The 20,320-nt window shown below is 70.6% G+C and carries 20 protein-coding genes; 7 read left to right on the top strand and 13 right to left on the bottom strand.

Annotated elements, in window-relative coordinates:
* Nucleotides 1–150 precede the first annotated feature (150 nt).
* Nucleotides 151–1,278: a citrate synthase 2 gene (locus QM809_RS00890; RefSeq protein ID WP_415043966.1), complete on the bottom strand. Its 1,128-nt coding sequence runs from the start codon at nt 1,276–1,278 to the stop codon at nt 151–153.
* Between the two features lie 170 nt (nt 1,279–1,448).
* Here QM809_RS00890 and pdxH point away from each other — a divergent pair, with 170 nt between their 5' ends.
* Nucleotides 1,449–2,117 (top strand): pyridoxamine 5'-phosphate oxidase, encoded by a 669-nt coding sequence (gene pdxH, locus QM809_RS00885; protein ID WP_415046977.1) that lies wholly within the window; start codon nt 1,449–1,451, stop codon nt 2,115–2,117.
* Between the two features lie 57 nt (nt 2,118–2,174).
* Nucleotides 2,175–3,461, top strand: coding sequence for an MFS transporter (locus tag QM809_RS00880; RefSeq protein ID WP_415043965.1), 1,287 nt, complete (start codon nt 2,175–2,177; stop codon nt 3,459–3,461).
* Between the two features lie 207 nt (nt 3,462–3,668).
* On the opposite strand, the gene QM809_RS00875 is transcribed toward QM809_RS00880, so the two are convergent.
* The 3 genes from QM809_RS00875 to QM809_RS00865 are packed head-to-tail and all read right to left on the bottom strand — an operon-like array spanning nt 3,669 to nt 6,268.
* Entirely contained in the window at nt 3,669–4,679 is a 1,011-nt protein-coding gene (locus QM809_RS00875; protein WP_415043964.1) for an oxygenase MpaB family protein, read from the bottom strand.
* 54 nt (nt 4,680–4,733) lie between these two features.
* Entirely contained in the window at nt 4,734–5,615 is an 882-nt protein-coding gene (locus QM809_RS00870) for a biotin-dependent carboxyltransferase family protein (RefSeq protein WP_415043963.1), read from the bottom strand.
* Complete coding sequence (locus QM809_RS00865) at nt 5,603–6,268, bottom strand: 5-oxoprolinase subunit B family protein (RefSeq protein ID WP_415043962.1); 666 nt, start codon at nt 6,266–6,268, stop codon at nt 5,603–5,605. The genes QM809_RS00870 and QM809_RS00865 overlap by 13 nt, the downstream gene beginning before the upstream one ends.
* Nucleotides 6,269–6,418: 150 nt before the next feature.
* On the opposite strand from QM809_RS00865, the gene QM809_RS00860 reads away from it, so the two are divergent.
* On the top strand, nt 6,419–7,717 hold the full coding sequence (locus QM809_RS00860; RefSeq protein WP_415043961.1) for a citrate synthase: 1,299 nt from the start codon (nt 6,419–6,421) through the stop codon (nt 7,715–7,717).
* A gap of 4 nt (nt 7,718–7,721) precedes the next feature.
* Nucleotides 7,722–8,078 carry an FKBP-type peptidyl-prolyl cis-trans isomerase gene (locus QM809_RS00855; RefSeq protein WP_415043960.1) on the top strand — a complete coding sequence of 119 codons (357 nt, stop codon included), beginning with the start codon at nt 7,722–7,724 and terminating at the stop codon, nt 8,076–8,078.
* Nucleotides 8,079–8,393: 315 nt separating this feature from the next.
* Here QM809_RS00855 and QM809_RS00850 read toward each other — a convergent pair whose 3' ends face one another.
* Genes QM809_RS00850 through QM809_RS00835 form a run of 4 tightly spaced genes read right to left on the bottom strand, consistent with a single transcriptional unit; the run spans nt 8,394 to nt 11,345 of the window.
* Entirely contained in the window at nt 8,394–9,581 is a 1,188-nt protein-coding gene (locus tag QM809_RS00850) for an ABC transporter permease (RefSeq protein ID WP_415043959.1), read from the bottom strand.
* 1 nt (nt 9,582) lies between these two features.
* A complete protein-coding gene (locus tag QM809_RS00845; RefSeq protein WP_415043958.1) occupies nt 9,583–10,494 on the bottom strand; it encodes an ABC transporter ATP-binding protein in 912 nt (303 codons plus the stop codon).
* A 1-nt stretch (nt 10,495) separates the two neighbouring features.
* The gene (locus QM809_RS00840; protein ID WP_415043957.1) at nt 10,496–11,080 is read right to left on the bottom strand and encodes a hypothetical protein; all 585 of its coding nucleotides are present in this window, start codon (nt 11,078–11,080) and stop codon (nt 10,496–10,498) included.
* Nucleotides 11,073–11,345 (bottom strand): helix-turn-helix transcriptional regulator, encoded by a 273-nt coding sequence (locus QM809_RS00835; protein WP_415043956.1) that lies wholly within the window; start codon nt 11,343–11,345, stop codon nt 11,073–11,075. Before QM809_RS00835 ends, QM809_RS00840 begins: the two co-directional genes overlap by 8 nt.
* Before the next feature lie 154 nt (nt 11,346–11,499).
* On the opposite strand from QM809_RS00835, the gene QM809_RS00830 reads away from it, so the two are divergent.
* Nucleotides 11,500–12,231, top strand: coding sequence for an enoyl-CoA hydratase (locus QM809_RS00830; RefSeq protein WP_415043955.1), 732 nt, complete (start codon nt 11,500–11,502; stop codon nt 12,229–12,231).
* Nucleotides 12,232–12,594: 363 nt separating this feature from the next.
* Here the strand turns inward: QM809_RS00830 and QM809_RS00825 are convergent, their stop codons facing one another.
* The 3 genes from QM809_RS00825 to QM809_RS00815 are packed head-to-tail and all read right to left on the bottom strand — an operon-like array spanning nt 12,595 to nt 15,867.
* Nucleotides 12,595–13,842, bottom strand: coding sequence for an arginine deiminase (locus tag QM809_RS00825; protein WP_415043954.1), 1,248 nt, complete (start codon nt 13,840–13,842; stop codon nt 12,595–12,597).
* Nucleotides 13,843–13,869: 27 nt separating this feature from the next.
* Nucleotides 13,870–14,823 carry a citrulline utilization hydrolase CtlX gene (gene ctlX, locus QM809_RS00820; RefSeq protein ID WP_415043953.1) on the bottom strand — a complete coding sequence of 318 codons (954 nt, stop codon included), beginning with the start codon at nt 14,821–14,823 and terminating at the stop codon, nt 13,870–13,872.
* A gap of 3 nt (nt 14,824–14,826) precedes the next feature.
* The gene (locus QM809_RS00815; protein ID WP_415043952.1) at nt 14,827–15,867 is read right to left on the bottom strand and encodes an ornithine cyclodeaminase; all 1,041 of its coding nucleotides are present in this window, start codon (nt 15,865–15,867) and stop codon (nt 14,827–14,829) included.
* Nucleotides 15,868–15,997: 130 nt separating this feature from the next.
* Between QM809_RS00815 and QM809_RS00810 the strand changes: the two genes are divergently transcribed.
* On the top strand, nt 15,998–16,432 hold the full coding sequence (locus tag QM809_RS00810) for an Lrp/AsnC family transcriptional regulator (RefSeq protein ID WP_415043951.1): 435 nt from the start codon (nt 15,998–16,000) through the stop codon (nt 16,430–16,432).
* Between the two features lie 246 nt (nt 16,433–16,678).
* Here the strand turns inward: QM809_RS00810 and QM809_RS00805 are convergent, their stop codons facing one another.
* Both QM809_RS00805 and QM809_RS00800 read right to left on the bottom strand, forming a co-directional pair.
* The gene (locus QM809_RS00805; RefSeq protein WP_415043950.1) at nt 16,679–17,557 is read right to left on the bottom strand and encodes a universal stress protein; all 879 of its coding nucleotides are present in this window, start codon (nt 17,555–17,557) and stop codon (nt 16,679–16,681) included.
* Nucleotides 17,554–19,074, bottom strand: a complete 1,521-nt coding sequence (locus QM809_RS00800; protein WP_415043949.1) for an APC family permease — start codon at nt 19,072–19,074, stop codon at nt 17,554–17,556. Before QM809_RS00800 ends, QM809_RS00805 begins: the two co-directional genes overlap by 4 nt.
* A gap of 293 nt (nt 19,075–19,367) precedes the next feature.
* Between QM809_RS00800 and QM809_RS00795 the strand changes: the two genes are divergently transcribed.
* Nucleotides 19,368–20,240, top strand: a complete 873-nt coding sequence (locus QM809_RS00795) for an EamA family transporter (RefSeq protein WP_415043948.1) — start codon at nt 19,368–19,370, stop codon at nt 20,238–20,240.
* Nucleotides 20,241–20,320: the final 80 nt, after the last annotated feature.

The raw sequence follows: 20,320 nt of genomic DNA, 5'->3' as shown, positions 1-20,320 counted from the left end.
CTCGGCTCGTCGCTGCGCTCCGACCCGGCTCAGGGATCGGTGGTGGCTCGCCGGGCTGGGAGTCCGGTTCAGGGGGGGCGCCTCGTTCGCCGGCTGAGCCGGTCGAGGAACGCAGTGACGAGGGCGTGTCGAAGCCCCGCCCGGACCGGATCAGACGGCCGCGGCCGGGACCACGTCCGACCATCCCGGCACGTCCTCGGGGGTGCGCGGGGCGGGTCCGGTGTAGAGCGCGGCCGGGCGGACCAGGCGGCCCAGGTGCTTCTGCTCCAGGATGTGCGCACTCCAGCCCGCGGTGCGGCCGCAGGTGAACATGGCGGGCATCATCGGGGCGGGAACCCGGGCGAAGTCGAGCATGACGGCCGCCCAGAACTCGACGTTGGTCTCGATCGCGCGGTCGGGACGACGCTCCCGGAGCTCGGCGAGGGCGGCCTGCTCCAGCGCGGCGGCCACCTCGTAGCGCGGGACGTCGAGCTCGGCGGCGGTGCGGCGCAGCACCCGGGCGCGGGGATCCTCGGCGCGGTAGACGCGGTGGCCGAAGCCCATCAGCTTCTCCTTGCGGTCCAGGATGCCCTTGACCAGGCCGCGGGCGTCGCCGGTGCGCTCGACCTCCTCGATCATCGGCAGCACGCGCGCCGGGGCCCCGCCGTGCAGCGGACCCGACATCGCACCGACCGCACCGGACAGTGCGGCGGCCGCATCCGCGCCGGTCGAGGCGATCACCCGCGCGGTGAAGGTGGAGGCGTTCATCCCGTGTTCGGCGGCGCTCACCCAGTACGCGTCGATCGCGCGGACGTGCCGCGGATCGGGTTCGCCCTGCCAGCGGGTCATGAAGCGTTCGGTGAGGGTGGCGCACTCGTCGATCCGCGACTGCGGCACCGGCGTGAGCTCGCCGCGCGCGGACTGGGCGACGTAGCTGAGGGCCTGCGCGGTGGCGTGGGCGAGGTCGTCGCGGACCCGGGCGGCGTCGACGTCGAGCATGGGCGCGAAACCGCGGCTCGGGGCCAGCATCGCCAGACCGGCCTGGACGTCGACCCGCACGTCGCCGGTGCGGATCGGCAGTTCGACGGGGCCGGCGGGCGCCAGGCCGTCGCCGAAACGGCCGTCGACCAGCAGCGCCCAGACGTCGCCGAAGCTGACCCGGTTCTCCACCAGGTCCTCGATGTCGACGCCGCGGTAGCGCAGGTTGCCGCCGTCCTTGTCCGGTTCGGCGATCTCGGTGGTGAAGGCGACGACGCCTTCCAGTCCCGGGGTGAAGTCGGCTGGCACGGTCTGCGACATCGTCGTCTCCTCATCGGTGCGGCTGGACCCGAATGTCGGGATGAAGGGTAACCCGGCGGCGCCGAATCCACCGGGCGAGCCCGGACGGTGCCCCTGACCTGCGGAGATCGGGGCTGTCGGAGGTGCGCAGTACGATTCGTCGGGTGAGCGACGATCTGCACCTCCCCAGCATGCGCGTCGGCTACGGCCGGGGTTCGACGGCGGGCGCCGACGGCGTCGCCGAACACCTCGATCCCGCGTGGCTGACCGGCGATCCGCCCTGGCTGGAGTTGTTTCAGCGGTGGCTGCGCGAGGCCGTGGCGGCACGGATCCCCGAACCGAACGCGATGGTGCTCGGCACCGTCGACGAGCAGGGGCTCCCCGGCACCCGGACGGTGCTGTGCAAGGGCGCCGACGCCGCGGGCATCACCTTCTTCACCGGCTACACCTCCGGCAAGGGGCGGGCGCTCGCGGCGAACCCCGTCGCCTCGGTGACCTTCCCGTGGATCGCGCTGGAACGCCAGGTGCACTTCCGCGGTCGCGTGGTGAAGGTGTCGCGTGCCGAGACCGAGGAGTACTGGAACGCCCGGCCGCGCGGTTCGCAGCTCTCGGCCCGCGCCTCGCAGCAGTCCGAGCCGATCGCCTCGCGCGCCGCGCTCGAAGCCGAGGCCGCACTGACGGCCGCCGAGTTCGGCGGCGTGGACGGCGCCGAGCCGGTCCCGGCGCCGGAGCAGTGGGGCGGATACCGCCTGGAACCGGTGCGCGTGGAGTTCTGGCAGGGCCGCGCCGACCGGCTGCACAACCGCGCCGTCGCCGAATTCGAGGACGACCGGTGGGTCACCCGCCGTCTGCAGCCGTGACGTCGTGACCGGCGGCGCCCGGCGTCGTCGTACCCGCGTGCCGGGGCGGAGCCGACGGTGAGGATCTTCGCCGACACCCGGCCGCTGCGGAACCGCAGTTTCGCGCGGCTGTGGTGGGCCAACATCGTCACCGTGATCGGCGCGCAGCTGACCGTGGTCGCGGTGCCCGCGCAGATCTACGCGATCACCGAGAGCTCGGCGTACGTGGGTCTGACCGGCCTGTTCGGGCTGGTGCCGCTGGTGGTGTTCGGGCTGTGGGGCGGGTCGCTGGCCGACGTCTTCGATCGCCGCCGGATCCTGATCGTCACCACGTGCGGACTGATCGGGACGGCGGTGCTGTTCTGGACGCAGGCGTTCTTCGGATGGAACGACGTGTGGCTGTTGCTCGGGGTGTTCGCGGTGCAGCAGGCGTTCTTCGCGGTGAACCAGCCGACCCGGACCGCCGTGCTCCCGCGGATCCTCGACGACGAGCTGCTGCCCGCCGCGAACTCGTTGAACATGACGGTGATGCAGGCCGGGGCGATCGCGGGCCCGCTGGTGGGCGCCTCGCTGATCCCGGTGCTCGGTTTCTCGCTGCTCTATCTGGTCGACGCGGTCTTCCTGCTGGCGACGCTGTGGGCGGTGCTGGCGCTGCCCGCGCTGGTCCCCGAGCGCGCCGACGGCGCGAAGCCCTCGACGCCGGGCCTGCGCTCGGTGATCGACGGTCTCGCCTACCTGCGGCACCATCCGGTGCTGCTCGCGTCGTTCGTGGTGGACCTGATCGCGATGATCTTCGGCATGCCGCGGGCGCTGTTCCCGCAGATGGCGCACGAGAGCTTCGGCGGCCCGGGGGAGGGCGGTGTCGCGTTCGCGCTGCTGTTCATCGCGATCCCGCTGGGCGCGGTGCTCGGCGGCGTGTTCTCCGGGTGGGTGTCGCGGGTGGAACGCCAGGGCCGGGCGGTGGTCGTCGCGATCGTGATCTGGGGGCTGTCGATCGTCGTCGCCGGCGGTGCGCTGTTCTTCGCGCACGGGACCGCGCTGCCGGTGCTGCCGATCGTGGTCGTGGCGCTGGCGATCGGCGGCGCCGCCGACATGGCCTCGTCCGCGTTCCGGCAGACCATGCTCCAGGCCGCGGCGACCGACGACGTGCGCGGGCGCCTGCAGGGGGTGTTCATCGTGGTGGTGGCCGGCGGGCCCCGGATCGCCGACGTGGCGCACGGCGCGTCGGCGGCGACGGTCGGCACGGCGGTCACGGTGGCCGGCGGCGGTGTGCTCACGGTGGTGTTCACCGTGGTCGCGGCGCTCGCGTTCCCGCTGTTCTGGCGCTATCGGGTCGCTCGGAAGGACGATCCCGTCGATCCCTGAGCCGGTCCGCGGTGCGCGTCGGAGGGGATTCCGGAGCACGATCGCCGGGGTCTCGACTCCGCTCGACCAGTGAGGAGGGCTCGACCAGTGAGGAGGGCTCGACCGGCGAGGAGGGCTCGACCGGCGAGACCGGGGTCTCGACTCCGCTCGACCAACGGGAAGGGCTCGACCGGCGGGAAGGGCTCGACGAACTCGTCTCGCGCGGGGTCAGTCGTCGACGTCGTCGCTCTGCCAGGGCAGCTGCGCACGACGTCGGGCGTGGACCGGGCAGTAGTGGATCGGGTTCGCCTGCTCGGCGCCGCGCGGGAGGTTGCGCGCGGGGGTCTCCAGGCGCGGGGCGTCGACGGGCACCCGGCCGTCGAGCCGGTCGAAGGCATCGCGTGCCCGGGGGTGCAGGCGGTAGCGCGCCGGGACCAGCCGGAACGCCCGATCCACGGCGCGGCCGAACCGGCGGAATCGTCGTTCGTCCCGCTCGGACCAGGCCAGACCCATCATCTCGCGGACGGGTTCGTCGTACAGGCCGGTGGTGATCCAGGTGAACAGGCGCTGGACCAGACCGATCTGGCGGCGCCACGCCCACGACGGCATCCAGGGCTTCATCCACGGCGGAGGCGGCAGCTGCGTGATGTCGAGGACGGTGCGCACGGCGTCGTGGTCGCGCAGCACGTGGCGGCACATGTGATCCCAGTAGTCGAGGAACTCCTCGTAGGTGTCCGGGCAGGGCCGCGTGCTGACCCCGTACCTCGCGTACCAGGCGCGGGACTCGGCGAACAGCGCGCGTTTGTCGGCCTCGGTGATCGGCGGCCCGAACACCTCCGCGCCCCGCACGTTGCCGTACCAGAAGGTGGCGTGCGCCCAGTAGAAGACGTCGGGGTCGAGGGCGTGGTAGCGCTCGCCGTCGGCCGTGGTGCCCTTGATGGTCCGGTGGTAGTCGCGGACCGCGTGGCCGGTGGCCGGGTCGAGGTCGAAGGGGACCCCGATGATCGGGTACAGCGAGCGCATCAGGCGTTCCCAGCGTTCGGTGAAGAAGTCCGAGTGGTCCCAGACGCCCGCGGCGAGTTTGGGGTGCATGTTCTGCATGGATCCCGACCAGAGTCCCATCAGCATGCCGCGCCATCCGCCGAAGAAGCGCCAGGTGACCGAGTCCGGTCCGAGCATGTCGTCGAGCGGGACCGGAGCGGTGCCGGTGGTGTCACGATCCGGGGCGACCTGCGTCATGAAACAAAACTATACATACGTTCCAACTGGGCGGGAAGACGCTGGTCGCGGCGCTCAACGCAGGTGGAGGCGTACGACGTCCCCGGCCACCAGCTGTGCGGCCCGGTCCACCGATCCGGCGGTGAGGACCGCCGTCACCGGATAGCCGCCCGTCACCGGGTGGTCGGCGAGGAACAGCACCGGTCGGCCGCTCGGCGGGATCTGCACCGCGCCGCGCGGGACGCCCTCGGACGGGCGCTCGACGAAGCCGTCGCGGTAGCGCAGCGGATCGCCGGGGTCGTCGTCGGAGGAGACGGCCGGATCCAGTCGCACCCCGATCCGGTTGCTCGCGGCGTTCACCGTGAAGGCGATCCGGGAGAGCGCCTCGGGGGCGGCGAGGTCGTCGTGGCGGGGGCCGCGCCGCACGATCAGGTCGTGGACGCGCCCCGGCGCCGGCGGACCCGGCGCGAAGGTCGCCGACGGCCACGCCAGAGCGGCGTCACCGATGTGCAATTGGTCACTCGGGCGTAACGGATCGGGCCCCAGCCCCGACAGAGTGTCCGTCGACGACGACCCCAATGTGAGCGGCGCGACGAACCCTCCGCGCACCGCCACGTAGTTGCGGCATCCGCGGGTCGGCGGGAGCACCTCGACGAGTGATCCGTCCCGCACCGAGACCGTCGCGTGACTGCCGACACCGCGACCGTCCACGAGCACCGTCGTGGCGGGGCCGGTCACCGCCAGCACCACGAGGCCGTGCGCTCGTGCGGACCATCCGCCGAACGTGGTCTCGACGGCGGTCGCCGACTCCGGATTGCCGACCAGACGGTTGGCCTGACGCAGCGCGCCGAGGTCCGCGGCGCCCGAGCGAGGCACCCCGAGATGCGCGTATCCGGGCCGCCCCAGATCCTGGAGGGTGGCCAGCGGTCCGGGGGTGACGACGGTCAGTCCGCGCATGTGAACCGCACCCTCGTCCCGGCACTGAGCAATGCGGGCGGATCGGCGCCGAGATCCCACATCTCCCGGTCCGTACGACCCAGCAGAAACCACCCTCCGGGGCTGGTCCGGGGGTAGATCGCGCTGTATCCCGCAGCCACCGCGACCGACCCCGCGGGCACCGCGGGCCGGGGCTGGTCGCGGCGCGTCAGGGGCGCGAAGACAGCGCGCGCATCGGCGGGGGAGTCGGCGTCGGGGACCAGGTAGCCGAAGCCCGGTGCGAAGCCCATGAACTGCACCCGCCAGCGCACCGCGCAGTGCGCCCGGACCACCGCGAGGGGCGACACCCCGGCGCGCGCGGCGACGTCGTGGAGGTCGGCGCCGTCGTAGATCGCCGGGATCACGATCCCGGCCGGATCGGCGACGGCGGGGCTCGTCTCACCGGGCACGGCGGAGCGCAGGACGCGCCGCACGCCGAGGACGTCGATGCCGTGTCCCGGACGCCCCTGCACCAGCACCCCGTAGGCGCTCGGAACCGCGTCGGCGATGTCCGGTCCGCCGGCCGCCGCGGCCTCCCGGAGCACGCGCGCGCAGTGCGCCGCGGCGGCCGCCGGATCGTCGTCGTCGGAGAAATCGAGCAGGACCGCGTCGTCGCCGGCGGGGAGCTCTCGCATGACATCAACCTACCGCCTGTGGGTAAGCTGAGCGCACGGCGAGAACAGCCTGCGAAGCAGCCGAGTAGACCCTCGGTTGCACGGCATGCGCGTCCGCCGACTAGCTTGTAACCAACAATCTGGTCAGACCGCGAGTTTTAAGGGGTTTGTGTGTCCGCGGAGAATTCAACGACCGGTACCTTCACCTATCCCGGCGGGTCAATCGACCTGCCGATTCTGAAGGCCACCGACGGAAGCGACTCGGTCGCGCTGGGTCCCTTCCTCTCGAAGACGGGACTGACGACGTTCGACGGCGGTTTCGTCAACACCGCGGCGACCAAGTCGGAGATCACCTACATCGACGGCGACGCGGGCATCCTGCGCTACCGGGGCATCCCGATCGATCAGCTGGCGGCGAAGTCCACCTTCATCGAGGTGAGCTACCTGCTGATCTACGGCGAGCTGCCGACCACCGATCAGCTCGAGGTCTTCACCGACAAGATCCGTCGGCACACGCTGCTGCACGAGGATCTGAAGCGCTTCTTCGACGGCTTCCCGCGCAACGCGCACCCGATGCCGGTGGTCTCCAGCGCGGCCAACGCGCTCTCCGCGTACTACCCGGACTCGCTCGACCCCAAGGACGAGGCTCAGGTCGAGCTCTCGACCATCCGCCTGCTGGCCAAGCTCCCGACCATCGCGGCGTACGCCTACAAGAAGTCGGTCGGCCAGCCGTTCCTCTACCCGGACAACTCGCTCGGCCTGGTGGAGAACTTCCTGCGCCTGACCTTCGGCTTCCCGGCCGAGCCGTACGAGGTGAACCCCGAGGTCGCCAAGGCCCTGGACATGCTGTTCATCCTGCACGCCGACCACGAGCAGAACTGCTCGACGTCGACGGTGCGCCTGGTGGGCTCGTCGCAGGCCAACCTCTTCACCTCGGTCTCGGCCGGCATCAACGCGCTGTGGGGCCCGCTGCACGGCGGCGCCAACCAGGCCGTCCTGGAGATGCTCGAGGGCATCCGGGACTCCGGCGGCGACACCGCGGCCTTCATGAACAAGGTGAAGAACAAGGAAGACGGCGTGAAGCTCATGGGCTTCGGGCACCGCGTCTACAAGAACTACGATCCGCGCGCGGCCATCGTCAAGAAGACCGCAGACCAGATTCTCGAGTCGCTGGGCGTGCAGGACGAGCTCCTCGACATCGCCAAGGGCCTGGAGGACGTCGCCCTCAACGACGACTACTTCATCGAGCGCAAGCTCTACCCGAACGTCGACTTCTACACCGGCGTCATCTACCGGGCGATGGGCTTCCCGACCCGCATGTTCACCGTCCTGTTCGCGCTCGGCCGCCTGCCCGGCTGGATCGCGCACTGGCGTGAGATGCACGCGGACCCGGCCACCAAGATCGGCCGCCCGCGCCAGCTGTACACCGGTTACACCGAGCGGGACTACGTCCCGATGGAGGATCGCTGAACCCATGAGCAAGCCTGAAGTCGAATTCCCCGAGGGCCCGGCCCCGACCGCGCTGCAGATCACCGATCTGATCGTCGGCGAGGGCGCCGAGGCTCAGCCCGGCGGCATGGTCGACGTCCACTACGTCGGCGTCGAGTACGAGACCGGCGAGGAGTTCGACTCCTCGTGGGATCGCGGCCAGAGCGCGAACTTCCCGCTGGGCGCCCTGATCCCCGGCTGGCAGGAGGGCATCCCGGGCATGAAGGTCGGCGGTCGCCGTCGCCTCGTGGTCCCGCCGGAGCTGGCCTACGGTCCGGCCGGTGGCGGCCACCGCCTCTCGGGCAAGACCCTGATCTTCGTGATCGACCTGCTCGGCGCATAAGACGTACGACGAAGGGCGGCGCACTCCTCGCGAGTGCGCCGCCCTTCGTCGTCTCTCTGATCCCTGAGCGTCCTCCTCCGACTGCCCCGGAACACGGTCCTTCTCCGATCCCTGAGCCGCGACCGAGGAACGAGGTCGTGTGTCGAAGGGTCTCCCGAGAACGATCGCCGGGTCCCTTCGACTCGCAGGCTCGCTGCGCTCGCGGGCGGCTCAGGGGGCGGTGGCGGTCTCCTCCTCGCAGGGCGTGATCTCGACTCCGCTCGATCAGCGAGGGAGGGCTCGATCGGCGGGAGGGCGATGGTCGTCGGGAAGAGCTCAGCTCCGGCCGACGAGCATGCCCGCCACCTCCGACCAGCTGGTCCTGCTGCCGGTGCGCAGCACCGAGTGGCGGTAGATCCGCGAACTGACCCAGATCGCTGCGGCGCACACCGCGATCATCACCGCGAACGTGCCGACCACCTGCAGCGGATCGGTGTCGCCGGTGGCGATGCGGATCGGCATGAGCACCGCGCTGAACGGCGGGATCCAGCTGAGCACCTGCATCCAGACCGAGTCGAGGGCCTGGATCCCGAACATGCCCGCGTACAGCACGCCGACGGTGAGGAAGGTGAGCGGGCTGGAGGCGCCGCTGAGCTCCTCCTGCCTGCTGACCATCGCGCCGACCGCCGCGTACAGGGCTGCGAAGAAGAGATAACCGAGGACGAACCAGGCGATCACCGCGGCGAACATCGTGACGGCCGTGCCGGTGACGGTGAGCAGCCCCGTCGCGAGTCCGGCGATCAGCGCGGTGACGCCCAGCAGCACCACCTGGCCCAGCGCGATGGCGCCGATGCCGAGGATCTTGCCCCAGAGCAGCTGCAGCGGACGCACCGACGAGAGCAGGATCTCCACGATCCGCGAGGTCTTCTCCTCCACCACGCCGACCGAGATCATCATGCCGCCGGTCATGATCGCCATCATCAGCAGGACCGAGCCGATCAGGGCGATCGAGATGCGCTGCCCCAGATCGTCCTGCTCGGGTTCGAGCTGTTCGTCGACGACGACGGGCGGCGGCAGATCGGCGACGGCGATGCCGCGCCGCTCCAGCGCGGTGGCCAGCTGGTACCGGGCCAGCCCGCCGCGCAGCACGCTGTCGAGCGAGCCGTCGATCCGCGACTGGGACAGCACCGTGTAGCGGTTCTCCGGTCCCACCAGCACGACGGCCTCCAGGCCTCCGTCGGCGATCCGGGCGCGGGCGGCGGCCTCGTCGTCGAGCACCGTGACGCGCAGGTCGGTGCCGGCGGCCTCGCCGCTGCGTTCGAGCACCTGGGCCAGGGCGGGCTGCCCGCCGACGACGCCGATCTCCTCGGTGCTCTCCCGGCCGGCGAAGTACGACCAGATCACCGCGCCGATCACGATGGCGGCCATCGTCACGGCCGTGCTGATCACGAACGACCGTTCCCGGACGCGGGTGGAGATCTCGCGTCCGGCGATGATCGCGACGTTGTGCAGGTTCGAGTTCATGTCACACCAGCTCTCGGAAGAGGTCGGTCAGCGACGGCGCGGTGGCGGCGAAGCGGTGTACCGGGCCGTGCCGCAGGGCGGCGGTCAGGATCAGCTGATCGTCGACGTCGGGCGTGACGCGCAGCCGCGTGACGCCGGTGTCGACGGAGTAGTCGGCGTCGAGCACCCCGGGCAGGTCGTCGGCCCAGTGCGACGCCGGGTCGGGCCCGGTCACCTCCAGGAACGTCCCGTCGGCGGCGCGGAGTTCGTCGACGGTGCCCAGCGCGGTGATCCGGCCGCCGGAGATGATTCCGACGCGATCGCACAGGCGTTCCACCAGCTCCAGCTGGTGCGAGGAGAAGAGGATCGGCACGTCCTGGGCGGCCTTGTCCTTCAGGACCTCGCTCATCACGTCGACGGCCACCGGATCCAGTCCGGAGAAGGGCTCGTCGAGCACCAGCACCGCCGGATCGTGCACCAGGGCGGCGGCGAGCTGCACGCGCTGCTGATTGCCCAGGGAGAGGTCGGCGACGTCGTCGTCGTACCGCTGCGCGATGCCCAGGCGTTCGGTCCACGCGCGGGCGGCGGCCTCGGCGTCGTCGCGGGTCAGACCGTGGAGTCGGGCGAGGTAGGCCAGTTGCGGGCCCACCTTCATCTTGGGGTACAGGCCGCGTTCTTCGGGCATGTAGCCGATCCGGCGGCGGCGTTCGAAGTCGATCGGCTCGTCGCCGAGCAGCACGTCGCCGGCATCGGCGGCCAGCACACCGAGGATGATCCGCATGGTGGTGGACTTGCCCGCGCCGTTGCTGCCGACGAAGCCGAAGATCTCGCCGGGGCCGACGGTGAACGAGACGTCGTCGAGGGCGCGGACCTCGCCGTAGGCCTTGCGGAGCCCGCGGACCTCGAGCGCCTGCGGACTGGGGGATCGGGTCATGTCAGACCTCTCTTCCGGTGGGGGCGGCGGCGTCGACGTCGTCGTCGGGACGCCACCAGGTGAGGAGCATGTCGGGCAGGCAGGTCACCGCCAGGGTGCCGGAGATGAGCAGCCAGGCGAGGGCGCCGAGGGTCGGTCCGGCCACGTACTCGCGGAGACTCAGCGTGATGGCGACGGCGTAGACCACGAGCATGACCGGGACGAACAGGGTGTAGGCCAGCGACCGGGCCGCGTTGCGCTGGGCCAGTTGGAGTTCGTCGAGCGCATCGGCGGGAGCGTCGACCGGGGAGTCCGAGGTGATCCGCAGCAGGACGAACGCGACGACGGCGATCGTCAGGCCCGCGGTGAACGGGGCGGCCATCACGGCCGTGTGCCAGAACGCGGCGATCGCGGAGCCGACGGCGACCGCGAGACAGCCGGCGAGCACCGCGACCAGGATGCGGCGGGCCCGCCGGTTGCGCAGGCCGGGCAGCATCGTCGACGCCTTCTCCATGCGGTCGGTGTAGCGCCGGGCGCGCCAGTCGGTGTAGCGCAGCACCCAGGCGGGCGTCGCGCCCGCCGGGATGGTCAGGTTCGGATCAGGCATCGGCGTTCCTTCCGTAGAGCTCGGTGGACATCGCGGCGAACGGGGTGCGCGAGAAGACGGCTTCGACGGGAAGCTCGAAGACGGCGCAGAGCCGGAAGGCCAGATCCAGGCTGGGGTAGTAGTCGCCGCGTTCCAGGGCGCCGACGGACTGGACGTTGACCTCGACGAGTTTCGCGAGCTGCGCGCGGGACAGACCCCGCTCGGCGCGCAGCACGGCGAGCCTGTTGTAGATGGGCTGCTTCTCGCCCTGACGTACTGGACTCACAGGACGAAGTGTTGTGAAAACACAACGATCTGTCAAGTGTTCCTTCTGGTGGTCTCGACGTCGCTCGACCGGCGAAGGGGCGCTCGCCTTCCGCGGGAGGTGCTTTCGGGAGTCCTCGGGAAGTGCTTTCGGGAGTCCTAGTACGCTGCTGAGAATGATCGTGAGTAGCACCACAGGGTCCGTGGTCACGATTGAGCTGGCGCGTCCGGAGAAGCGGAACGCCCTCAATCACCAGATGGTGGAAGATCTTTCGGCGGCGTTCACCGCCGCGGTCGACGGCGGGGCGCGCGTCATCGTGTTCACCGGCCGGGGGTCGGTCTTCAGCGCGGGCGCGGACCTGTCCGGCCCGGTGTACGAGAAGGGCTTCCTGGACAAGCTGATCGCGCTGAACGAGCAGATCGAGGCGACCCCGGTGCCGGTGATCGCCGCGCTCAACGGCGGCGCCCTCGGGGCGGGCCTGCAGCTGGCGATGGCCGCCGATCTGCGCGTGATGGCGTCCAGTGCGCTCGTCGGGATCCCGGCGGCCAAGATCGGCGTCGCCGTGGACGAGTGGACCATCCGCCGGCTGACCTCGCTGGTCGGCGCCGGTCAGGCCGCGGGCATGCTGATCGGCTGCGAGCCGTTGAGCGCCGACCGCGCCCACGCCCTGGGCTTCGCCAACCGCATCGGCGACCTCGCCGACGCCCAGCACTGGGCCGCGCAGATCGCGGATCTGGCCCCGCTGACCCTGCAGCACTACAAGCTGGTGCTCAACGGCGACGGCGCGCGTGACGAGGCGCCGGAGGAACGTGTGCGGGCCATGATGGCGGCGTGGCAGAGCGAGGACGTGCAGGAGGCCCGGGCGGCCCGCGCGGAGAAGCGCCCGCCCGTGTTCACCGGTCGCTGAGTCCCCTCCCCGTAGACCCCTGTAGCGGTTCTCGCCGGTATCCGGCGAGGACCGCTACATCCGTCTGGGGCCTCAGGCGGGAACCGCGACGCCGGTGGTCTCGACTCCGCTCGACCGTCGAAGAGGACTCGACCGTCGAAGGGGACTCGACGATCGAAAGGGGCTCGACGATCGAAAGGAGTCTCGATCGGCGAGGGCCCCTCGCTGGTCGAGCGGAGTCGAGACCCGGGGGGAGCGCTCGACCGTCGAACTTGGTTCGGAGCGTCGCCCCTCACCGGTAGCGGAGTCGAGACCGGGGGAGTGCTCGACCGTCGGGGCTCGCTGTCCCTCGCCGGTCGAGCGGAGTCGAGACCCCGGGGCGGTTCAGAAGTCGACGGCGTCGCGCAGCAGCGGGCCGGTCATGCAGTGGCCGCCGCCGCGGCCGCGGCCGAGTTCGGCGCCGGCGATGGTGTGCACCGTGATCCCGGCGGCCGCGAGCAGATCGTTGGTGACGGTGTTGCGGTCGTAGGCGTACACCTCGCCGGGCCGCAGCGCGACGACGTTGTTGCCGCTGTCCCACTGCTGGCGTTCGGCGGAGTAGTTGTCGCCGCCGGTCTCCACCACGCGCAACCGGTCCAGGCCCAGGGCCCGCGGGATCACGTCGAGCAGCGGATCGGTCTCGGCGGTCACGTGCAGTCCGCCGCCGGTGCCGGGTCGCAGGGTGAACGGCCGGATCTCGTCGACGATCGACCGGTACGCCGTCACCACGTCGCGGTCGGCGAAGGTGAGGATCGTGTCGAGGTGCATGGTCGCACGCTGCCGGGGCATGCCGGCGACGATCACCTGTTCGGCGGCGCCCGCCTCGAACAGCTTCGCCGCCACCTGGGTGACCGCCTGCTGCGAGGTCCGCTCGCTCATGCCGATCACCACCACGCCGCCGCCGACCACCAGGACGTCGCCGCCCTCGACCGTCGCCGACCCCCACTCCCGCTCCGGGTCGCCCCACACGATCTGCGAGGCGGCCGCGGAGAACTCGGGATGGAAGGTGTAGATCGCCTTCATCAGCAGCGGCTCGTCGTGCCGCGCCGGCCAGTACAGCGGATTGAGGGTGAGGGCGTCGTTCACCCAGGTGGTGGTGTCGCGGGTGTAGAGCATGTTCGGCAGCGGCGGCAGGATGTACGACGACGAGGGCTCCCGCGAGAGCGTCGACGTCACGTCCAGGTCCGGAAGGTCCCGCACGGCCAGCCCGCCGATCAGGTAGCGGGCCAGCTCCCGCTCGGGCAGCGCCTCCAGGAAGGCGCGGGCGCGGTCGACGAGCAGGAGCCCCACCTCGTTCGGGGTCACCGTGCGGTCGAGGACCCAGTCCCGTACGCCCGGCACCGCCAGCGTCTCGGTCAGGACGTCGTGCAGCTCGTGCACCCGGACGCCCTCGGACTCCAGGTGCGCCACGAACGCCCGATGATCCTCCCGGGCGCGCTCCACCCAGAGCACGTCGTCGAACAGCAGTCGGTGGTTGTTGCCCGGGGTCAGGCGGTGGTGGGCGAGACCGGGTTCGCACACCAGCACGCGGCGCAGCTGCCCGACCTCGGAGTACACGCCGAAGCCGTCGGCGGTGGATTCGTGGGAAGTCATGGATCTCGTCTCTTCTCGTGGTGCGGATCAGGCGGGGAGTCGTTCGACGTCGACCGTCGTCGACGTCGCGGCGGTGCGCCGGGAATCGAGATGGATGCCGGCGATCATACAGCGGACCGACCCGCCGGCCGGCTCGATCGGAGTGACGTCCAGCGGGAGCAGATCGCAGGAGTCCTCGATCACTTCCCGCTGCGCCGGGGCGAGGCTCGCCGCCGCCGTCGTCGAGAGCGCCAGCAGCCGGCGCGCGGACGATCCGCGCAGTTCGATCGCGTTCCCGGCGAACGACCGGATCTGCGCGTGGGTCAGCGGGACGACGGTCCGTCCGCTGTCGGTCAGCCGATCGGCCACCTCGGCGCGCTGCGCGGGGTCGATCGCGTCGAGGCAGACGAGGGCGAACTCGGTGGCCACGCTCATCATCACGTTGGTGTGATAGATCGGGGCGCCGTCGTCGTCGTACGCATCGAACAGCAGCGGCTCGTAGCCGAAGGTGGTGCAGAAGCGTTCGAGGAGCCGCGGGTCGGCCCGTCGGGAGCGGGCCGTGTAGGCGATGCGCGTGGTGTGGTCGAGCACCATCGCGCCGGTGCCCTCGAGGTACACGTCGTCGTGTTCGAGTCCGGAGTAGTCGATCACCTCGTGGACGCGGTAGGTGCGTTTGAGGAATTCGATGACGTCCGCGCGCCGCTCCCCGCGCCGGTTCGCGGCGTACATCGGATACACCGCGACGCGGCCGCCGCTGTGCGTCGAGAACCAGTTGTTGGGGAACACGCTGTCCGGGTGCAGACCGGACTCGTCGTCGAAGAGATGCACGACGACGCCGGCCTCCCGCAGTCGTTCGGCGGCGGTGGTGGAGGCGGTGTAGGCCGCCGAGGCGACGTCGAGCGGGGCGGCGCTCTGGAACCGGTTGTCCATCGCGGTGAGCGGATTGGGGCGGAAGCGCGTGGACCGGACCAGCACCACGGCGCGCGGAGCCTGCGACGACACGTCTCAGCCGACCTTCACCGCGGCGGCGGCGCCGGCGGCCACCAGGGAGAAGAGGTCCTTCGGGTCGGCCGGATCGGCGATCAGATCCACCTCGGCCACATCGCCCTCGGCGAGCAGGCAGCGGTCCAGGTAGCGCAGCGCGGAGAAGTCCTCGAGGGCGATGCCGACGGAGTCGAAGACGGTGATCTGCCGGTCCGAGGTGCGACCGGGCGCGTCGCCGGTGAGGACCCGCCACAGCTCGGTCACCGGGTGGTCGGGGTCGAGCTGCTGGATCTCGCCCTCGATGCGGGTCTGCTCGGGGAGTTCGACGAAGACGTCCGAGCGGTGCAGGATCGCCGGATCCAGCTCGGTCTTGCCCGGGCAGTCGCCGCCGATCGCGTTGAGGTGCATGCCCGGTTCGACCATCTCGTCGGTCACGATCGTGGCGTAGGCCTTGTCCGCGGTGCAGGTGGTGACGACGTCGACGCCGGCGCACGCCTCGGCGGCGCCGGACGCGCGGTGGATCTCGAAGCCGAGCGGCGCCATGTTGCGTTCGAAGGTGTCCAGGGCGGCCGGATCGGTGTCCCAGATCCGCAGCCGGTCGATGCCCAGGATCGCGCGGAACGCGAGCGCCTGGAACTCGGCCTGGCTGCCGGTGCCGAGGAGCGCCATGCTCGACGAGTCGGGGCGCGCGAGGGCCCGGGCGGCCATCGCGGAGGTGGCGGCGGTGCGCAGTGCGGTGAGGACGGTCATCTCGCTCCACATCACCGGGTAGCCGCTGGCGACGTCGGCGAGGACGCCGAAGGCGGTGACCGTCTGCATGCCGACCGCCGGGTTGGCGGGGTGGCCGTTGACGAACTTGAAGGCGTAGATCTGCTCGTCGCTCACCGGCATCAACTCGATCACGCCGGTGGGCGAGTGGGTGGCCACGCGCGGGGACAGGTCGAACTCGGGCCAGCGGCGGAAGTCCGCCTCGATCTCGGCGACCAGGCCTTCCAGGATCGGTTCGATCCCGGTCTCGATGACCCAGCGGCGCATCCGGGGGACGTCGACGAAACGCACCATTTCACTTTCCTTCCAAGACGATTCGGTCCCTCAACGCTATGAGCGGCGCGAGTGCACAAACAAGAAGCAGCAAGGGCTCATTTATGGCAGTAGGTGAGCAGATTGTTCTCCTCGGATGTACGGTTTGCTGATGTCTCCCTCCATCGACGATCTCGACCGGCAACTCATCTCCCTGCTCCGGGCCAACGGCCGGGAGTCGGTGGTCAACCTCGCGAGCCGGCTGGGCGTCACCCGCGCGACGGTCAACGCGCGCCTGGACCGGCTGATCGAGAACGGGGTGATCGTCGGTTTCTCCGTGCGGGTGCGCGACCCCGCGGAGGTCTCGGCGTTGCGGGCGATCATGCTCCTGGCGGTGGAGGGCCGGAACACCCGCGAGGTGATCCGCAGCCTGCGCGGCGTCCCGGAGATCGCGGCTCTGCACACGACGAACGGTCGCTGGGATCTGGTCGCCGAGATGAGCTGCGAGAGCCTGGCCGCGTTCGACCAGGCCCTCGGCGTGATCCGCGGCATCGAGGGAATCCGGTACAGCGAAACCAGCATCCTGCTCAGCTCGGCGACCGCCTGAGCGACGCGCGCGGCGTGGTCTCGACTCCGCTCGACCAGCGAGGAGGCATGCCTCGTTCAGCGAGGAGATCCACTCCTTCACCGATCGAGTTTCCCCTTCGACGGTCGAGGTTCCCCTCGCTGGTCGAGCGGAGTCGAGACCACCCGCGAAAAGGCGGCGCGCTCGTGATGAGCTCACCGTCTCCTCGGGGGTCTCGACTCCGCTCGACCATCGAAGGGAGGGGCCGTCCGCCGGTTCGGCGAGGAGCTACGCCGGGAGCACGATCACCGGCACCGGGGAGTGCCGCACGATCTTGGTGGCGTTCGAGCCCAGGAACACCCGGGTGAGGACGTCGGTGGGGTGCGAACCGATCACCAGCAGTTCGTCCTCGGTCCAGTCGAGCGACCCCATGGCGGCCCGCCATCCGCGGCCCATGCCGACGAGGGTCTCCACGTCGTCGCCGATCAGGCCGCTCCTCCGCAGTCCGGCGAAGAACTCCCGACTCTGATCGCGTGCGGCCTCCGCGACCTCGTCCTCCGCGTCGAAACCGACGTTCGACGTGTACACGGTGTCGAGCCGGACGGCGAAGGTGACCAGCCGGAGCGGGATGCCCGCGGCCTTCGCCAGGGTGTCGGACACGGTGATGACCGCATCGTCGTTCTCCCCGGCCACCGAGCAGGTGATGCGGTCGAAGCCGGCGGTCGGGCGCGTGTAGCCGCGCGGGGCGAGGGCCACCGGTATCCGCGCCGAGTGCAGCAGCCGCATGCCCGTCGAGCCGACCTCGACGTGACCGCGTTTGCCGTCCTCGGACGAGCCGATCACCACGACGCTCGCGCCGACCTCCTCCGCGACGGCGAGCAGGGCGGTGCCCGCCGACTTGTGGTCGACCCGGCGGTACGACGTCGGCGCGATGCAGCCCAGGTCGTCGAGGATCGTCTTGGCCTGCTCCAACGCGTTGGTCCCCTGGGCGGCCGCCCAGTCGGCGAACTCGCCGTCGACCTGCCGGGCCAGCGACGGGAAGTTCCAGCGGGGCGGCACCACGGTGACCACGAGGAGTTGCTCGCGGCGGGCCTCGGCGATCGCCGAAGCCAGTTCCAGGGCTCCGGACAGACGGTGGTCCGGGGTGTATCCGACGACGACGGTCACTGATCGGATCCTTCCTTGACGAGTGAGACGTCTCCGTCGTCGTTCGGGCCGTCCTCGACGGGGCCGTCGCTCGGGTCGTCTCCGTCGGGGCCGTCCGGGCTCGGATCGGTGTCGCCGGGGGCGTCGTTGAGTTTGGAGTTGCGTCGACCCCAGAGGAAGTAGAAGGCCAGCACCAGGGCGAGCCAGCCGGCGAACCAGGCGTACGTGGTCCAGTGCAGGCCGGTCAGGATGTAGACGCACGCGGCGATCGAGAGGATCGGGGTGACCGGGTAGCCGGGCACCTTGAATCCGCGTTCGAGGTTCGGTTCGCGCACGCGCAGCACGATGACGGCGAGGGCGACGACGATGAAGGCCACCAGCGTGCCGATCGAGACCAGGTCCCACAGGCTCGACAGCGGGATGAATCCGGCGAGCAGGGCGACGACCGTGGCGACCACGACGGTGTTGAAGACCGGGGTGTGCGTGCGCGGGCTGACGCGGGCGAACGCCGACGGCAGCAGCCCGTCGCGGCCGATGGCGAACAGGATGCGGGTCTGGCCGTAGAGGACGACGAGGGTGACCGAGAAGATCGAGATCACCGCGCCGAGCGCCAGGATGATCGACGGCCAGGTCTGCCCGGTGATGTTCTCCAGGATCACGGCCAGGCCCGCCTTGCTCTGCTCCGGGTCCTCGAACTTCTGCCAGGGCTGGGTGCCGAGCGCCGAGACGGCCACGAAGAGGTAGATGGAGATCACCGCGACCAGGGCGATCAGGATCGCGCGCGGCAGGGTCTTCTGGGGTTCCTTCACCTCGTCGCCCGCGGTGGAGACCGCGTCGAGACCGATGAAGGTGAAGAAGATGGTGCCCGCGGCGGCGGTGACGCCCGCCGCGCCCATCGGGGCGAAGTCGGCGAAGTAGTCGGTGTCGAACGCGGTGAAGGCGATCGCGCCGAACAGGATCAGGACGCCGATCTTGACGCAGACCATGATCGCGTTGACCGTGGCCGATTCGCTGGTGCCGCGGATCAGCAGCAGCGCGCAGAGCGCCACCAGGACCATGGCGGGCACGTTGGCGATGCCGCCCTCGAACGGGCCCGCGGTGATCAGCTCGGGGAGCTGCCAGCCGAAGACGTCCATGAGCAGCCGGTTGAGGTAGTCGGACCAGCCGACGGAGACCGCGGCGCTGGAGACCCCGTATTCGAGGAGGAGACAGGCCGCGACGCCCATCGCGACGATCTCGCCGAGGGTCGCGTACGAGTACGAGTAGGTCGACCCCGACACCGGGACCGCCGAGGCCATCTCCGCGTAGCAGACCGCCGACAGGCCCGCGGCCACACCGGCGAGGATGAAGGCGAGGATCACCGAGGGGCCGGCGAGCGGCGCGGCCTCGTGCATGACGAAGAAGACGCCGGTGCCGACGGTGGCGCCGACGCCGAACAGCGCGAGTTGGAAGGTGCCGATCCGGCGTTCCAGGCCACCCGGCGCATCGGCCGGCGGAGTGATCGGCTTACGCCTGAACAGTTGTTGAGCGAGGGTCATTTCTGGCATTCTCCTGTGGCGGTTCCGGGGAGGATTCCGAGTGTTCGGTGGGTGAGTGGATACCGGCCAGAGGCAGCGCTGACTCTGTTGAGGAAAGCGTATTGATGTGCCGACAGTACTCACAATGGGCGGAGTGTGCTGCTTTCGTCCGGCTCGGGACCGGACTGGGCAGCCGTAGTGCGCATTATGTTGAACCGGCGGCCGTCGGGATGCGAAACGGCCTCGACCGGATGAACTCCCGGTGGCCTCGATCGAGGCGGTCCCGGTGAGCGGAGAGATGAGGGAAGAGGACTGTGGAAGACCGTTCGACGGCGGTGCCGCCCTGGTCGATGGCGGTGTCGGCGATGCTGCTGATCCAACTGGGAAACGGTTTCTCGGTGTCGGTGATCGATCAGGTCGGACCGGGCGGGACGGCCTGGCTCCGGATGTGCTTCGGCGCGGTGCTGCTGCTGGTCGTCTTCCGGCCGGACCGTCGTGCGCTGCACCGGAGCGACGTCCCCACGCTGCTGGTGCTCGGTCTGGTCACCGGTGCCATGACCACGCTCTTCCTGTTCGCGATCGAGCGGATCCCGCTGGGCACCGCGGTCGCCGTCGAATTCCTCGGTCCGCTCACGGTGGCGGCGCTGGCGAGCCCGCGGCGCAGCGCGATGGTCTGGCCGCTGCTGGCGCTGGCCGGCGTCGTGCTGCTGACCGAGCCGTGGGAGGGGTCGATCGACGTCGTCGGGGTGGCCTTCGCGCTCGGGGCCGGCGCCTCCTGGGGGCTGTACAACGTCTTCACCCAGCGGGTCGGCGACCGCTTCGCCGGAGTCAGCGGCCTGGCCTGGACCATCCCGATCGCGGCGCTCTTCACCGCGCCGGTCGGGCTGCCGCAGGTGCTCGGCGGCGACCTCGTCTGGTGGGTGCTGCCCGCCGCCGCGGGGATCGCGCTGCTCTCCCCGGTGATCTCGTTCGGGCTGGAGATGCTGGCGCTGCGCCGGATGACGCACACCGCGTTCGGGACGCTGCTGGCGATCGAGCCGGCGTTCGGCGTCGTCGTCGGGCTGGTGCTGCTCGCGCAGGCGCCCGCGCCGCTGCAGATCCTCGGGGTCGGGCTCGTCGTCGCCGCCGGTGCGGCCGCGCAGCGCGGCGGTTCCCGGTCGACGCCGGCGACCCCCGAACCCGTCTGACCTCGCACTCCTCTGCCCCCGTGTTCGGGTCGGTGTCGCGGTTCTCGCCGCTCCCCGGCAAGAACCGCGACCGCCGATGC

Origin of the sequence: Gordonia sp. (in: high G+C Gram-positive bacteria), assembly GCF_047600385.1 — a bacterium.
In the GTDB taxonomy this organism is placed as follows: domain Bacteria; phylum Actinomycetota; class Actinomycetes; order Mycobacteriales; family Mycobacteriaceae; genus Gordonia.
Note: the sequence above shows the minus strand (reverse complement) of the source record. Positions and strands in the feature narration are given on the sequence as shown.

What these genes read in the sequence shown, in the direction of transcription:
- QM809_RS00890 (WP_415043966.1), bottom strand. Translation starts at nt 1,278, where the DNA reads ATGTCGCAGACCGTGCCAGCCGACTTCACCCCGGGACTGGAAGGCGTC.
- pdxH (WP_415046977.1), top strand. Translation starts at nt 1,449, where the DNA reads ATGCGCGTCGGCTACGGCCGGGGTTCGACGGCGGGCGCCGACGGCGTC.
- QM809_RS00875 (WP_415043964.1), bottom strand. Translation starts at nt 4,679, where the DNA reads ATGACGCAGGTCGCCCCGGATCGTGACACCACCGGCACCGCTCCGGTC.
- QM809_RS00870 (WP_415043963.1), bottom strand. Translation starts at nt 5,615, where the DNA reads ATGCGCGGACTGACCGTCGTCACCCCCGGACCGCTGGCCACCCTCCAG.
- QM809_RS00865 (WP_415043962.1), bottom strand. Translation starts at nt 6,268, where the DNA reads ATGCGAGAGCTCCCCGCCGGCGACGACGCGGTCCTGCTCGATTTCTCC.
- QM809_RS00855 (WP_415043960.1), top strand. Translation starts at nt 7,722, where the DNA reads ATGAGCAAGCCTGAAGTCGAATTCCCCGAGGGCCCGGCCCCGACCGCG.
- QM809_RS00850 (WP_415043959.1), bottom strand. Translation starts at nt 9,581, where the DNA reads ATGAACTCGAACCTGCACAACGTCGCGATCATCGCCGGACGCGAGATC.
- QM809_RS00845 (WP_415043958.1), bottom strand. Translation starts at nt 10,494, where the DNA reads ATGACCCGATCCCCCAGTCCGCAGGCGCTCGAGGTCCGCGGGCTCCGC.
- QM809_RS00840 (WP_415043957.1), bottom strand. Translation starts at nt 11,080, where the DNA reads ATGCCTGATCCGAACCTGACCATCCCGGCGGGCGCGACGCCCGCCTGG.
- QM809_RS00830 (WP_415043955.1), top strand. Translation starts at nt 11,500, where the DNA reads ATGATCGTGAGTAGCACCACAGGGTCCGTGGTCACGATTGAGCTGGCG.
- QM809_RS00825 (WP_415043954.1), bottom strand. Translation starts at nt 13,842, where the DNA reads ATGACTTCCCACGAATCCACCGCCGACGGCTTCGGCGTGTACTCCGAG.
- QM809_RS00815 (WP_415043952.1), bottom strand. Translation starts at nt 15,867, where the DNA reads ATGGTGCGTTTCGTCGACGTCCCCCGGATGCGCCGCTGGGTCATCGAG.
- QM809_RS00810 (WP_415043951.1), top strand. Translation starts at nt 15,998, where the DNA reads ATGTCTCCCTCCATCGACGATCTCGACCGGCAACTCATCTCCCTGCTC.
- QM809_RS00800 (WP_415043949.1), bottom strand. Translation starts at nt 19,074, where the DNA reads ATGACCCTCGCTCAACAACTGTTCAGGCGTAAGCCGATCACTCCGCCG.